The 13,768-nt window shown below is 62.5% G+C and carries 14 protein-coding genes; 10 read left to right on the top strand and 4 right to left on the bottom strand.

Translation table 11 applies throughout. The features are described from left to right. Window positions 1-26: 26 nt before the first annotated feature. The 8 genes from KJQ96_RS27580 (at window position 27) to KJQ96_RS27545 (ending at window position 7,657) form a co-directional block, all read left to right on the top strand. On the top strand, window positions 27-1,163 hold the full coding sequence (locus tag KJQ96_RS27580) for an ABC transporter substrate-binding protein (protein WP_213289528.1): 1,137 nt from the start codon (window positions 27-29) through the stop codon (window positions 1,161-1,163). 258 nt (window positions 1,164-1,421) lie between these two features. Next, window positions 1,422-2,297 carry a branched-chain amino acid ABC transporter permease gene (locus KJQ96_RS27575; RefSeq protein WP_028347722.1) on the top strand — a complete coding sequence of 292 codons (876 nt, stop codon included), beginning with the start codon at window positions 1,422-1,424 and terminating at the stop codon, window positions 2,295-2,297. After that, window positions 2,294-3,292 carry a branched-chain amino acid ABC transporter permease gene (locus tag KJQ96_RS27570; protein WP_213289527.1) on the top strand — a complete coding sequence of 333 codons (999 nt, stop codon included), beginning with the start codon at window positions 2,294-2,296 and terminating at the stop codon, window positions 3,290-3,292. The genes KJQ96_RS27575 and KJQ96_RS27570 overlap by 4 nt, the downstream gene beginning before the upstream one ends. Continuing rightward, window positions 3,289-4,032 (top strand): ABC transporter ATP-binding protein, encoded by a 744-nt coding sequence (locus KJQ96_RS27565; protein ID WP_213289526.1) that lies wholly within the window; start codon window positions 3,289-3,291, stop codon window positions 4,030-4,032. The genes KJQ96_RS27570 and KJQ96_RS27565 overlap by 4 nt, the downstream gene beginning before the upstream one ends. 11 nt (window positions 4,033-4,043) lie before the next feature. After that, on the top strand, window positions 4,044-4,784 hold the full coding sequence (locus tag KJQ96_RS27560; RefSeq protein ID WP_213289525.1) for an ABC transporter ATP-binding protein: 741 nt from the start codon (window positions 4,044-4,046) through the stop codon (window positions 4,782-4,784). Next, window positions 4,781-6,652, top strand: coding sequence for a bifunctional sugar phosphate isomerase/epimerase/4-hydroxyphenylpyruvate dioxygenase family protein (locus tag KJQ96_RS27555; protein WP_213289524.1), 1,872 nt, complete (start codon window positions 4,781-4,783; stop codon window positions 6,650-6,652). The genes KJQ96_RS27560 and KJQ96_RS27555 overlap by 4 nt, the downstream gene beginning before the upstream one ends. Window positions 6,653-6,845: 193 nt before the next feature. Beyond that, entirely contained in the window at window positions 6,846-7,181 is a 336-nt protein-coding gene (locus KJQ96_RS27550; protein ID WP_213289523.1) for a metalloregulator ArsR/SmtB family transcription factor, read from the top strand. Then, entirely contained in the window at window positions 7,178-7,657 is a 480-nt protein-coding gene (locus tag KJQ96_RS27545) for an SRPBCC domain-containing protein (protein WP_213289522.1), read from the top strand. The genes KJQ96_RS27550 and KJQ96_RS27545 overlap by 4 nt, the downstream gene beginning before the upstream one ends. Window positions 7,658-7,680: 23 nt before the next feature. Here KJQ96_RS27545 and KJQ96_RS27540 read toward each other — a convergent pair whose 3' ends face one another. The 3 genes from KJQ96_RS27540 to KJQ96_RS27530 are packed head-to-tail and all read right to left on the bottom strand — an operon-like array spanning window position 7,681 to window position 10,886. Further along, window positions 7,681-9,240 carry an MDR family MFS transporter gene (locus tag KJQ96_RS27540; RefSeq protein ID WP_213289521.1) on the bottom strand — a complete coding sequence of 520 codons (1,560 nt, stop codon included), beginning with the start codon at window positions 9,238-9,240 and terminating at the stop codon, window positions 7,681-7,683. 4 nt (window positions 9,241-9,244) lie between these two features. Continuing rightward, on the bottom strand, window positions 9,245-10,414 hold the full coding sequence (locus KJQ96_RS27535) for an HlyD family secretion protein (RefSeq protein WP_213289520.1): 1,170 nt from the start codon (window positions 10,412-10,414) through the stop codon (window positions 9,245-9,247). Then, complete coding sequence (locus tag KJQ96_RS27530; protein ID WP_213289519.1) at window positions 10,407-10,886, bottom strand: MarR family winged helix-turn-helix transcriptional regulator; 480 nt, start codon at window positions 10,884-10,886, stop codon at window positions 10,407-10,409. Before KJQ96_RS27530 ends, KJQ96_RS27535 begins: the two co-directional genes overlap by 8 nt. A gap of 153 nt (window positions 10,887-11,039) precedes the next feature. Between KJQ96_RS27530 and KJQ96_RS27525 the strand changes: the two genes are divergently transcribed. Together KJQ96_RS27525 and KJQ96_RS27520 are read left to right on the top strand one after the other, a co-directional pair. Next, window positions 11,040-11,525, top strand: a complete 486-nt coding sequence (locus KJQ96_RS27525) for a Fur family transcriptional regulator (protein ID WP_065746567.1) — start codon at window positions 11,040-11,042, stop codon at window positions 11,523-11,525. 34 nt (window positions 11,526-11,559) lie between these two features. Beyond that, window positions 11,560-12,498 carry a DMT family transporter gene (locus KJQ96_RS27520; protein ID WP_213289518.1) on the top strand — a complete coding sequence of 313 codons (939 nt, stop codon included), beginning with the start codon at window positions 11,560-11,562 and terminating at the stop codon, window positions 12,496-12,498. A gap of 180 nt (window positions 12,499-12,678) precedes the next feature. Here the strand turns inward: KJQ96_RS27520 and KJQ96_RS27515 are convergent, their stop codons facing one another. Continuing rightward, window positions 12,679-13,554: a sulfurtransferase gene (locus KJQ96_RS27515; protein ID WP_213289517.1), complete on the bottom strand. Its 876-nt coding sequence runs from the start codon at window positions 13,552-13,554 to the stop codon at window positions 12,679-12,681. Window positions 13,555-13,768 lie beyond the last annotated feature (214 nt).

The following is a 13,768-nucleotide window of genomic DNA, read 5'->3' as shown; positions in this document are numbered from 1 at the left end:
TTTTGAAACAACAAGAGGGGATGGAAATGAGATCTGGAATCTTTGCCGGGCTATTGCTCGCTACCGTATCGGCCGCAACCGCATTGGCGCAGGGAGCACCGATCAAGCTCGCCGACGTCGCCGAACTGTCGGGCGGCGGCGCCACCGTCGGCAACAACTGGAAAAACGGCATCGATCTCGCGATCGAGGAGATCAACGCCAAGGGCGGCGTGCTCGGCCGCAAGCTCGAAGTCACGCATGCGGATTCGCAATCCAACCCCGGCGTTGCCCGCGCGCAGGTGCAAAAGGCGCTCGACAATGAGCCCTACGTCCTGCTCGGGCCCGGCTACTCGGGCTCGGTCAAGGTCACTTCGCCGCTCGCCGCCGAAGCCGGCATCACCCAGATCATGGGCGGCGAGGCGGCCGAACTAACGCAGGGTGGCAACAAGTTTCTGTTCCGCACCTCGTTCGGCCAGCAATCCTCGATGCCAAAAGTCGCGAAATACATCAACGATGAGCTGAAGGCCAAATCGGTTGCGATCGTCTGGGTCAACAACGACTTCGGCAAAGGTGGCCGCGACGTCATCAGCAAGGAATTCGCCAAATACAACATCAAGGTCGCGGCAGACCTTTCCACCGAAGCGGGACAGGCCGATTTCGCTGCCGACGTCAGCAAGATCAAGGCCGCGGCGCCCGATGCCGCCTTCATCTACCTCAACGAGGAAGAAAGCGCGCGCATCTTGAAAGAGCTGAAACGGCAGGCAGTCGCTGTGCCGCTGGTGGGCGAGACTACCCTGGTCGGTCAAAAGGTCGTCGAACTGGCTGGAGACGCGGCAAACGGTGCGCGCGGCCACGTTGGGCTTACCACCGACGCACCCGTCGATCTGGTCAAGGCCTTCAGGGAAAAGTTCGTCAAGAAGTACAACTACGTCCCCGACCACAACGGACTCAAGGGCTATCTCGCGATCTACATGGTCAAGGCGACTACCGAAAAGATGGGCAAGGTCGACGCCAAAAAGTTCGCTGATACGCTTCACGGCCTCACCATCAAGGCCGCGAGCGAGCCCGGCATCCTGATGGATGTGACCTTCGATGAGAAAGGCGACATCGATCGCCAGGGATTCCTGGTCGAGATCGTCGAGGGCAAGCAGGTCGTCAAGCAGGTGCTGCCGAAGCTGAATTGAGTTGTTGTGAACCGTGGCCGGATGAGTTCAGCCGCGACGGGACTGCACTCCCTCTCCCGCTTGCGGGGGAGGGCCGGGGTGGGGGTGTCGCCGCGAGTTGCACTGCCCGCGTGGAGAGAGCCCCCACCCGCATCGCATCTGTCGATGCAATGCGACCTCCCCCGCACGCGGGAGAGGTGGAGCCCGGCGCGCGGCCGAGCGAAATTCATCTGAGCCGAAGTGTCAGCGGAGCCGATCTCCGCGTCGTGAGGGAAAAGCATGTCCAATCTGCTCGATCTGCTCGTGGCAGGCCTTGCGACCGGGGCGATCTATGCCCTTGTCGCAGTCGGTTTCACGCTGCTGTGGCAGACGTCGCAAACCATCAATTTCGCGCAAGGCGAATTCGTGATGCTGCCAGCGTTCCTGATGCTGGCGGTGATGCACGCGGGCGCACCGTTCTGGCTCGCCATCATCCTTGGCATCCTGCTGTCGCTGCTGCTCTTAGGGCTCGGCTTCAAGCTCTTGCTGGTGGATCCGATGCTGCGGCACGGCGTGCTGCCACTCGCGATCGCGACCATGGCGCTCGCAATCGGCATGAAGGAGGCGGTGAAGCAGTTCTTCAGTGCGGAAGCCTCGCCATTCCCCTCTATCGTGCCTGCCGGCGACGTCTGGGTCCTCGGCCGCGTGGTCTCGTTGCAGAGCCTCGGCGTGCTCGCGCTTGCGATCGCCGTGGTGATTGGCCTGACCGCGCTGTTGAACCGCACGTCGATCGGTCACCAGATGCAAGCGACCGCGCAGAATCCGACGGTTGCCCGCATTATCGGCGTGCCGGTCGAACGCATGATCCTGCTGACGTTCCTGATCAACGCGTTTCTGGTGGCGTTGGCGTCGCTGCTGATCACGCCGATTTATCTGGCGAAATTCTCCTCCGGCGAAGTGTTGGGGCAGGCGGCGTTCATCGCGGCGATCGTCGGCGGCTTCAATCAGGTGCGCGGCGCCATTGCCGGCGGGCTGTTGATCGGCGTCGTCGACAATCTGGCGGCGGCCTATGTGTCGACGCAATACCGTGCCGCGGTGCCGTTGATCCTGCTGATCGTCATTATCCTGTTCCGCCCGCAGGGGTTACTCGGCAGGCCCGAGGAGCGCACAGTATGACCGCAATCGGAAAATACTGGCGTATTGCCCTCGGCGTTGCCGTCATCGCGGCGCTGATTATCGTGCCGATGAATTTCAACCGCTATGGCCTCTACATCCTGAGCCAATGGGCTGTCATGACGATTGCCGCAATGGGGCTCAATCTGACGCTGGGATATGCCGGCCAGGTTTCGCTGGCGCAGGGCGCGTTCGTCGGCATCGGCGCCTACGCGGCGGCGATCATGACCACGCAGGGCATGCCGCTGATCGTGGCGCTCGGTGTCGCGATCGTGCTGTGCTTTGCGATCGGCTGGATCCTGGGCTATCCGGCGCTGCGCGTGCAGCATCACTACCTCGCCTTCGTGACGCTGGCGTTCTCGACTCTGGCCTTCCTGGTGTTCCGCAACGAGGACTGGCTCACCAAGGGCATCTACGGCATCTCCAATATTCCGCGGCCGAATGTCCTTGGCTTCGCGACCAACCGGCCGCTGCCGTTCTATTATTTCTGCCTCGGCTCGCTCGGCATCGTCTCGCTGGTGATGTGGTGGCTGATCCGCTCGCCTTGGGGCCGCGCTTTCGTGGCGCTGCGCGAAAATCCGGTGCGCGCGCTGTCGCTCGGTATCGACACGCGCCGCTATACGCTGATGGCGTTCGCAATCGGATCGGCGCTGGGCGGCGTCGCCGGCACGCTTTATGCGCCGCTGACGCAATATATCGATCCGGTTCCGTTCAACCTCTCGCTCTCGCTTGACTTGTTGATGATGGTGATCGTCGGCGGCTCCGGATTCTTCTTCGGGCCGTTCCTCGGCGCAATGATTGCGGTGCTGCTGCCGGAATGGCTGCGCTTCACGCAAGGCTACTATTTGATGCTCTATGCGGTCGCCGTGATGCTGCTTCTGATCTATTCGCCGACCGGTATTCTCGGCATTCTCGATCGTTATCTGACCGAGCGTCGCACCAAGGCGGCGTCCGCCTTGCGGGCAGTGGCTAAATCCCGGCTGGAGACGGCGCCATGACCGCAGTTCTCGAAGTCAGCAACATCAAAAAGAGTTTTGGGGGCATCAAGGCGGTCGACGGCGTCAGCTTTGACGTGCAGGAGGGTGAGATCCTCGGCCTAATCGGCCCGAACGGCTGTGGCAAGTCCACCCTGTTCAACTGCATCCTCGGGCAACTCACGCCGACCGATGGCGAGGTAAAGGTCGACGGCAAAGTCGTCACGGGATTGCGGCCGTCCGAGTTGAATCGTCTGGGCGTCAGCCGCACCTTCCAGCTTCTGCAGGTATTCCCAAAACTCTCGGTGCGGGAGAATCTGATCCTTGCTGGCCAAGAGCATCAGGGCAACATGGTGTCGCGGCTGTTCGGTCCGTCGGATGCGGGACTGACCGCCGCGGCCGACCAGATAATCGGCTTCTTCAAGCTCGACCATCTCGCCACCGAAACCGCCGGCGGGCTGTCGTATGGCCAGCAAAAGCTGCTGGACGCCGCGATGGCGTTCATGGGTGGCCCGCGGCTGGTGCTGCTCGATGAACCGGCCGGCGGCGTCAACCTCACCATGCTCGGGGATCTCAAGGAACGGCTGGCCGCGATCAACCGAGAGAAGCGCGCCACCTTCGTCGTGATCGAGCACAACATGGAATTCGTGATGTCGCTATGCACGCGCGTGATGGTGATGGCGGAAGGCAGGCTGCTGGCGATGGGCACGCCTGGCGAAGTCCGCGCCAATCCCGCTGTCATCGAAGCCTATCTCGGCCACTAGAGGAGCAGCCCATGAGCGACGCCATCCTCGATGTTCAAGGCCTCGTCGGCGGCTACGGCAAGATGACGATCCTCAACGGCACCAGTTTTTCCGTGCCGGCGGGCTCCATCACCACCGTGATCGGCCCGAACGGCGCCGGAAAATCCACCGTGTTCAAGGCGATCTTCGGGCTGTTGAAGCTGCGTGAAGGCAGGATCGTATTCAAAGGGCGCGACGTTACCGGGCTGAGCCAGCGCGAATTGCTGACTTCAGGCATCTGCTACGTGCCGCAGGGACGCAACATCTTCCCCGAATTGTCGGTGCGCGACAACATCCAGCTCGGCGCCGTCGTCGCCGGGCGGGACATCACCGATCTGCCCGCGCGGATCGAGGCGGCGCTCGACAAGTTTCCTGCGCTGCGCAAAAGGGCGACCCAGCAGGCGTCCACGCTCTCGGGTGGCGAGCAGAAACAGCTCGAGATCGTCCGCGGCCTCCTGCTCAATCCGCAACTCGTGCTGATCGACGAGCCTTCGATCGGGCTATCGCCGCTGATGGTGCAGCAGACCTTCAACATTCTGAAGGAATTGCGCGATCGCGGCGTGTCGATCCTGATGATCGAGCAGAATGCGCGCTCGGCGCTGGAGATTTCAGATTACGGCATCGTGCTTGAACTCGGTCAGACCCGGCTCGTCGACAAAGCGGAGCGGGTGCTGAACGATCCCCGCATCGGGCAATTGTTCCTAGGTGGCGCCATGACGGAAACTGCGGCATGAACAAGCGCTCGATCGCTACCGTTTCGCTGAGCGGCGCGCTCGACGAAAAGCTGCGGGCGATAGCCGCTGCCGGATTCGACGCCGTCGAGATCTTCGAGAACGACCTGCTGTCGTTCGCAGGCAGCCCGCGCGAGGTCGGCCAGATGTGCCGCGATCTCGGGCTGTCGATCTGCGCTTTCCAGCCATTTCGCGACTTCGAGGGCATGCCGGAGCCGCAGCGAGGGCGCAATTTCGGCCGCGCCGAGCGCAAGTTCGACTTGATGCAGGAATTGCAGACCGACTTGATGCTGATCTGCAGCAACATCTCGCCGGCCTCGCTCGGCGGCATCGACCGCGCGGCGGCCGATTTCCGCGAACTGGGTGAGCGGGCCGCCGCGCGGGGCTTGCGCGTCGGCTATGAGGCGCTCGCCTGGGGGCTTCACGTCAACGATTATCGCGACGCCTGGGAGATCGTGCGGCGCGCCGACCACAAATCGATCGGCGTCATTCTGGATAGCTTTCACGCTCTGGCGCCGGCGTTCCCGACGCTGCCGATTCAATCGATCCCCGCCGACAAGATCTTTCTGGTGCAACTCGCCGACGCGCCGAAACTTGGCCTCGACGTTTTGTCCTGGAGCCGGCATTTCCGCTGCTTCCCGGGGCAGGGTGACCTGCCGGTCGCCCGCTTCGTGGAAGACGTGCTTGCCACCGGCTATGCCGGCCCGCTGTCGCTGGAAATATTCAACGATCAGTTTCGCGCCGGCTCCGCGGTGCGCACCGCGACCGACGGGCTGCGCTCGCTGATCCTGCTTGAGGATGACGTCCGTAGCGCCGCCTCGATCGCTCCGGCAAAGCCACTGCCGCCGAAGGCGCGCAGCCGCGGCGTCGGCTTCATCGAATTTGCCGTCAGTGAAGAGAAGGCCAGCGACCTCGCGGCGCTGTTCGGCCAACTGGGCTTTCGCAAGACGGGTGCGCATCGCAGCAAGGACGTCGAGCGTTGGTCGCAGGGCCATATCGATCTCGTGATCAATTGCGAGCCTGATAGCTTTGCCCATTCGCATTTTGTCGCGCACGGTCCCGGGGTCTGCGCCATCGCTGTTGATGTCGATGACGCCAGCAGCACCATGGCGCGCGCCGAAGCGCTGCAGGCGCGCACCTTCTATCAGCCGGTAGGGCCGGGCGAGCTTGAAATCCCGGCGATCCGCGGCGTCGGCGGCAGCCTGCTGTATTTTCGGGAGCAAGCCGGCAAGAACTGGGAGCTCGATTTCGAGCCGCTGCGCAGCGATGCGGCTACCGATCGTCTCGACGAAGTCGACCACATCTCGCAATCGATGCCCTACGACGAGATGCTGTCGTGGTTATTATTCTATACCGGCATTCTCGATCTGAAGCGTCTACCTCAGTTCGAGATCGCCGATCCGGTCGGCCTGGTGCAGAGCCAGGCGCTGATCAACGCCAACGAAAACCTGCGGGTGGTTCTGAACGGTTCATCGGCGACGCGCACGCTGTCGGCCCGCTTCATCCACGAATTCTTCGGCTCCGGTGTCCAGCACGTCGCGTTCTCCTGCCGCGATATCTTTGCAGCCGTGGCCGATATGCGCGCGCGGGGTGCAGATTTCCTGAAGATTCCCGACAATTACTACGATGATCTCGAGGCCAAATACGGCCTCGACGCCACGACGATGGCGGCGCTGCGCGACAATCAGATTCTCTACGACCGCGAGGGCGAGGGCGAATTCTTCCAAGCCTATACCCATGCCTTCGACGAGCGGTTTTTCTTCGAGATCGTCGAGCGGCGCGACTATCACGGCTTCGGCGCTGCCAACGCCGCGATCAGGCTCGCCGCACAGACCCGGGCATCCCGGCCGCTGACCATGCCACGGGCTTGAGCAGCCGCGAATTTCAGTTTTGGCGGCGTCGCTTCCTCGTTTCTGGAGAACTCGACCGCCTCGGCCTAGCTGATATCGAGCTGAGTTGCCGGGCGGCCGGCGGCCCAGCCGCAGCCAGCCTTTCACATTCCCGACTTGACATAAAAGAACGATTATATAAAAGATCAGTTATATAACGGATCTGAGATGTTCTATGGCGAATCTTGATGCTGCCTTTTCCGCGCTGGCCGACCCGACCCGCCGGGCGATCCTGGCGCGCCTTGCGCTAGGCGAGGCCACCGTCATGGAATTGGCTGAGCCGTTCGAGATGACGCAGCCCGCCATCTCCCGTCACCTCAAAGTCCTCGAAGGCGCCGGCCTTATTCTGCGCCGCGTCGAAGGCACGAAACGGCCATGCCGGCTAGCGCCTGCGGCCGTCGCCGAGATCGACCAATGGCTTGCGATGCTGCGGCAGACGCTCGCGGCAAATTACAACCGGTTGGACGACGTGCTGGCCGAAATGAAAACCCAGGAGAAGGCAATCCCATGAGTAAGTTGACGCTGAAGACCGAAGGCGACACCCACGTCGTGGTTACCAGGCGGTTTGCCGCCACGCCGGAGGCGGTGTTTCGCGCGCACACCGAGCCGGCGCTGATCCAGAAGTGGCTGCTTGGTCCGGAAGGCTGGACGATGCCGGTCTGCGTCAACGAGGCACGCCCGGGCGGCAAGATCCGGTACGAATGGAGCGACGGCAAGGGCGGCGGCTTCCACCTGACCGGCGAATTTATCGAGGTGGCGCCGTTCAGCCGCCTCGTACATGTCGAACGGATGCATCTGCCGGACCCGACACCTGACAATCACGTCGAAACCAACTTCGCGTCGGACGGAGCCGGCACCTTGATGACCATGCGTATGACGCTGCCAGATGCTGCGACGCGCGCCACGATGCTGGCGACCGGCATGGAGCAGGGAATGGAAGCGAGCTACGTCCGGCTCGACGCGCTTTCAGTGTCGGAGCGGCCGTAACGCGGGCGCTCCGAATGGCAGCCCTACTCCATCACCGCATGATCCGGCGCGGTCGACTGCTCGCGCAGCGTCGCCTTGGTCGAGCCGATCATGATGGCGAGCGGGATGGCGCAGGCGGTGAAGATCATCACGAGCTGGTAGTCATATGAGAATGCGATGATCTGCGCCTGTATCTTGACCATCATATCCGCCATGGCGCGGCCCTTGTCGGTGGCGAGGTCGATCATGTCGCGCACTTGGGGCATCTGCAGGGCGTGATTGAACGGATTGATGTGCTCCGACAGGACCGCGTAGGTGTAGCGCGTGCCTTGCGTCAGTTGCGAGATCACGAGCGATATCCCGATCGAGCTGGCGACGTTGCGCATCAAGGTCAGCATCGACGTGCCGTCGGTGCGCAGATGATTGGGTAGCGTCAGGAACGCCACCGTGGAGAGCGGCACGAATACCAACCCAAAGCCAAAGCCCTGAACCACGCTGATGGTCACGATCTCGGTCACGCCGGTCTGGTCGGTCCAGCCGGTCATGTAGAACAGCGACAGGCAGGTGATGCCGAGGCCGGAGACGATCAGTGTTCGTGCCTCGATATGGTTCATCATGCGGCCGACCAGCATCATCGCCACGAACGTGCCGCAGCCGCGGCTCGCCAGCAGAAGCCCGGCGGTGATGATGGGATAGCCGATCACGTTCTGCAGGAACGGCGAGGAAAGGGCCATGGTGGAAAACAGCACCAGTCCCATGACCGCCATAAATACGCAGCCGGCGACGAAATTCTTGTCCTTGAACAGCGCGAACTGGATGAACGGATGTTGCGTCGTCAGCGAATGCGCCAGGAAGTAATAGAAGCCGATGCCGGCAATGATGAACTCGGCAATGATCTCGTTGGATTCCAGCCAGCCGAGCTGTTCGCCGCGGTCGAGCGCGAGCTGCAGCGCGCCGATGGCGACCGCCAGCGCGGTGAAGCCGAACCAGTCGAACCGCAGCTCGATGTCCTTCTTGGTCTCGTCCATGAAGATGACGAGGCCGAGCACAGTGATAATGCCAAACGGCAGGTTGACGAAGAACACCCAGTGCCAGGAATAGGTTTCCGTCAGCCAGGCGCCAAGCGACGGACCCATGATCGGCCCCATCATCACCCCCATGCCCCAGATCGCCATTGCTTTGGCGCGTTCATGCAGCGCGTAGGAATCGAGCATCACGGCCTGCGACAGCGGCACCAGCGCCGCGCCGAACACGCCCTGCAGCAGACGAAACACCACCATCTGGCCGATGTCCTGCGCCAATCCGCATAACACCGAGGCGATCGTGAAGCCGGCCGAGCAGATGATGAAGATGCGCTTGCTGCCGAAGCGGTTGGCGATCCATCCGACCGGCGCGGTCATGATCGCGGCGGCGACGATATAGGAGGTCAGCACCCAGTTGATCTGGTCCTGCGACGCCGACAGCGTGCCCTGCATGTAGGGCAGCGCGACGTTGGCGATCGTCGTGTCCAGCGCCTGCATGATCGTCGCCGTCATGGCGCAGATCGTCACCATGTTCCGGCGCAGGCCGGGAACGGATGCCGATGGCTGGCCCGACGTCGCCATGGCGCTAATCGTGGTCCTGGTTCGCCGTCGCCGGCGACAGGCCGAGCAGGGCTGAGAGCGAGCGCCGATGGTTGGTGTCGATGGTGGCGTAGACGCTCATGCCGGCCTTCAGCTTGCGCACGAACTTATCGTTCTTGTCGAAATAGATCCGCACCGGCACGCGCTGCACCACCTTGACGAAATTGCCCGACGCGTTCTGCGGCGGTAGGATCGCAAACTGCGCGCCGGTGCCGGGCGAGAGCGAGCCGACCGTGCCCTTGAAGGGGTGATTGGGAAACGCATCGACCTCGAGCGTGACCGACTGGCCGACCGCGACATAGGTGAAATCGGATTCCTTCGGGTTGGCGTCGACCCACGGGTTCGCGGTGTCAATGATACTGAACACCGGCGTGCCCGCGGTGACGAAGCGGCCGAGCTGGATCTGCTCGACCTGCGTGGCGATGCCGGCCATCGGCGCGCGCATCACGGTGTGGTCGAGATTGCGCTGGGCCTGGTCGAGGGCGGCTTTGGCCTGGGCATAGGGCGGGAATTCCTCGAGCGGCAGATCAGGATTGCCGAGCAGTTGGGCTTTTGCGGTCGCGATCTTCTGCTGCAGCAACTGATACTGCGCGCTCGCGGTGACGAGGGCGGTCGACGCGTTATCGAGGTCAAGCTGCGAGCCGAAATTGTTCTTCACCAGCGAAGACTTGCGCTCCACATCACGCCGCTTCAGGTCCATACCCTGCTGCGAGAGTTCACTCATCCGGCTATAGATTTTCAGGTCGGCGATCAGATTGTCATAGGTGACCTTGGTTTGCGCGAGGTTGGCCTTGGCTTGCGCCACGGCGAGGCGGAATGGCACCGGATCGATCTCAAACAGGACGTCGCCTGGATTGACCTGCTGGCCTTCCTTCACCACGACCTTCTCGATCTTGCCGGAGATGTCGGGCGTGATCAGAACCTTCTGCGCGCCGACATAGGCATCGTCGGTGGTCACGTAGCGGCCGCCGTTGAGATAGAACGTCACGCCGGCGACCAGCGCAACCAACGGCAACACCACCAACAGCAGAAAGCGCCGGTAGCGCCGCATGCCGGCCATCAGCCGGCGGCGCGGCTCGGCCGCGAGTTTCGGCCGTGACGGTCCCGCGGGGGCGCCCTTCTGCTCGGGCGGGAATTTGAGGACCGGATCAGCCATAGCGCTGCTCCTTTCTGGGAGGTTCGCCGGCCGCATTCTGGATCGCGTTGCGAACGTTTTCCTTGATCAGATCGAGTTGGTCGAGCAGGCGGTGGGCATCAGTGGGATTGATGCCGTCGAGCGCGGTCGCCGTCAGTTCGGAGCGAAGCCCGGCGAGCTTGCCGAGCAGCGGCCGCGCGGCCTTGCGCAGATAGAGGCGGTTGACGCGGCGGTCATTCTCGTCGCCGCGGCGTTCGATCCAGCCATTGTCGCAGAGCTTGTCGATCAGCCGCGTCAGCGTGATCGGCTGCATCTCCATCTGTTCGGCAAGTTCCGACTGCTTGAGGCCCTCGGTGCGCTCGACCTTGGCCAGCACCGCCCATTGCGCACGGGTGATGCCGTAGCGCGCCGCCTGCCGGTCGGCATAGGCGCGCACCATCCGTTGCACCTCACCAAGCGTAAACAGGAAGTTCATGTCCACGGAGCCGCGCATGCCCAAGCCTCCATAACCTTGTAATATGATAAGCTTGCTTATGAATTCCGCACAACGAGTTAACAATGGTCTGATCCGCTTCCAGCACATGGCTGGGAACCAATGCGAGCGCGGGCTTTAGGATCGGCCCTCAAACTGGTACAAGGAGCTGATATGAGCCTGACAAAGCCGACATTTCCTGCGCCTGACCATGATCACGGCCGCTGCACTGCGGAAGCGATCGCGCATGCCGAACAGGTTTGCGCGCGGCGGGCGCAGAAATTTACCCCGATCCGGCGTCAGGTGCTGCAGGCGCTGCTGTCGAGCCACCGCCCGCTCGGGGCCTACGAGGTGATCGACGAGCTCGCCAAATCGATGCCGCGGCCGGCGCCGATCACGGTCTACCGCGCGCTCGATTTCCTGATGGAAAACGGCCTCGTCCACCGCATCGAGAGCCGCAATGCGTTCCTTGCCTGCGCGCATGATCATGACGAGACCTCGATGGTGGCGTTTTTGATCTGCGAGCTCTGCGGTTCCGTCGGCGAAATCCCCGCAGCCCCCGTGGCGCAAAGCCTCAATGCGGCGGCGCGAGCATCCGGATTCGCGCCAAAACTCTCCGTCGTCGAGATCGCCGGCATCTGCGCGCATTGCCAGAAATAACGAGAACACGGCGCGAAGCCGGCCACGAGGATTAATGTCGCCCAAGCCAGTAGAACCTTCCGCCGGGCGTGCGCTCACCCCGGGCGCCATCGCCTTGATGCTGATGTTGTGCCTGAGCTGGGGCTTCAACCAGATTGCGGTGAAGCTGACGCTGCCCGATGTGCCGCCGATGCTGCAGGCCTTGATCCGCTCGGCTGGCGCGTTGCCGGTGATGCTGCTGGCCGGTTGGCTGCGCGGCGTGAAATTCTTCGAGCGTGACGGCTCGCTCGGTCCCGGCCTGCTGGCAGGCACGTTGTTCGGTATCGAATTCGTGCTGATCTTCAGCGGGCTGGTGTTCACATCGGCGTCGCGCGCCGCCGTGTTCCTGTACACTGCACCGTTTTTCGTCGCGCTCGGCTCCTATCAGTTTCTCGGCGAGCGCCTGAGCATGCTGCAATGGGGCGGACTGGGCCTCAGTTTTGCCGGTGTGGCGCTGGCAATCGGCGTGCCGCAGGCAAATGTCGACGCAAAAGTGTTGCTGGGCGACCTGCTGGTGGTCGGCGGCGGCGCGCTGTGGGGCGCGACCACGCTGATCGCCAAGGGCACGAAACTTCGTAACGCAGCTCCGGAAAAGGCGCTCGGATATCAGGTGGCCGTATCGATCCCGATCCTGGGATGCGCATCCCTGCTGTTCGGCGAGAAGATCACCCACATGCCGGGCGCGCTGTCGATCTCGCTGTTGGCTTATCAGGCGATCTGGGTGGTGGGCTGCACCTTCGTGCTGTGGTTCGCGCTGGTGAAGACCTATTCGGCGAGCAAGCTGTCGTCCTTCACCTTCGTCACGCCATTGTTCGGCGTGGTCGCCGCCTACTTCATCCTGCACGACACGCTGACCATTGCCTTCGGTATTGCAGCGCTGCTCGTCATCGCCGGGCTCTATCTCGTCAACAAGCCGGATCCAAAGGTGGTGCCCGATCCGAACGTGCCGGCGTGATGGTGGATGCCAACCACGTCATTGCGAGGAGCGCAGCGACGAAGCAATCCATCTTTCGGCGCGCGGGGACAGATGGATTGCTTCCGCCTTCGCGCAGAAGCGCTTCGGCGGACTTGAGCCTGCGAAGCTTGCGCAGCAAGCGTAGAAGGGTCGCTTCGCTCGCAATGACGTGGGGAGGGTCTACCCCGTCTCGATCGGCAGCGACGCATCCTTGGCCCATTCGCCCATCGACCCGTCATAGAGGGTGAGATTGTCGTAGCCGAGACGGTGCAGCAGGAACAGATCAACCGTCGCCGAAATACCGCCGCCGCAATAGGCGACCACGCGTTTGTCCTTGGTGATACCCTGGGCCTTGAATTTGGCTTCCGCCTCCGCAAGCGGGACGAACGCCTTGGTCTTCGGGTCGAGCAGTGTGGCCGCCGATACGTTGCAACTGCCGGGAACGCGGCCGGGCCGGCCATAGCGGCTGGGCTCGAGGCCTTTGTGAAATTGCGGGCCGAGCGCGTTGACGATGACGGTGCCTCGCTCGGACGTAGCGGCAAGCGTCTCGTGCTTGTCGACGAAGAAACCTGGCCTCGGATTGGCCGTGAATGTTGCCGGCTCGTATCCCTTCGCCGGCCCGGTTTCGAGCGGGCGTCCCTCGAACTTCCATTTGTCGAGACCGCCATCGAGCACCGCGACGTTCTCGAAGCCGAGCGATCTGAGCATCCACCAGAACCGCGTTGCCCACATCGGCGTGCCGATGCTGTACAGCACGACCCGGCTTTGACTTGAAACGCCATGGCAGCCGAACGCCCGTTCGAGCCGCACCACATCCGGCATCATGAAGCGAAGTTCGGTATCGGGATCGGAGAACTCGCCCTGCAGATCGAGAAAGTCCGCGCCCGGAATATGTCCGGCCTCGAAGCTGTGCCGGCCCGGCACGGTGAGATAGGGCAGGCTGGAGCCTTCAGGGGCGGGTTCGAGGTAGGTGGTGCAATCGAACAGGCGCAGATCGGGCTGACTGAGAAGGTCAGTGAGTTCCGCCGTCGTGATCAGCTCGTTTCGCGCCGGCATGCCCGCCTCCCATTATTTATGTTTCGGCGATGCTAGGGCTCGCATCGGGCCATGAAAAGGCCGCCAGACGCATGCTCGCCCTTTCAATTCGGCGATTCCTGTCCAATATAGCGGTTAACGAAGACTGAGGCCTTTTGCCCTGCTTTCGGCCGCTGCGGCTGGCCTAAGCTATTGAACACACAAGATAAAGATCCGCTATGTGACAAGGCGCACA

Origin of the sequence: Bradyrhizobium sp. sGM-13 (genome assembly GCF_018398875.1) — a bacterium.
Lineage (GTDB): Bacteria > Pseudomonadota > Alphaproteobacteria > Rhizobiales > Xanthobacteraceae > Bradyrhizobium.
Note: the sequence above shows the minus strand (reverse complement) of the source record. Positions and strands in the feature narration are given on the sequence as shown.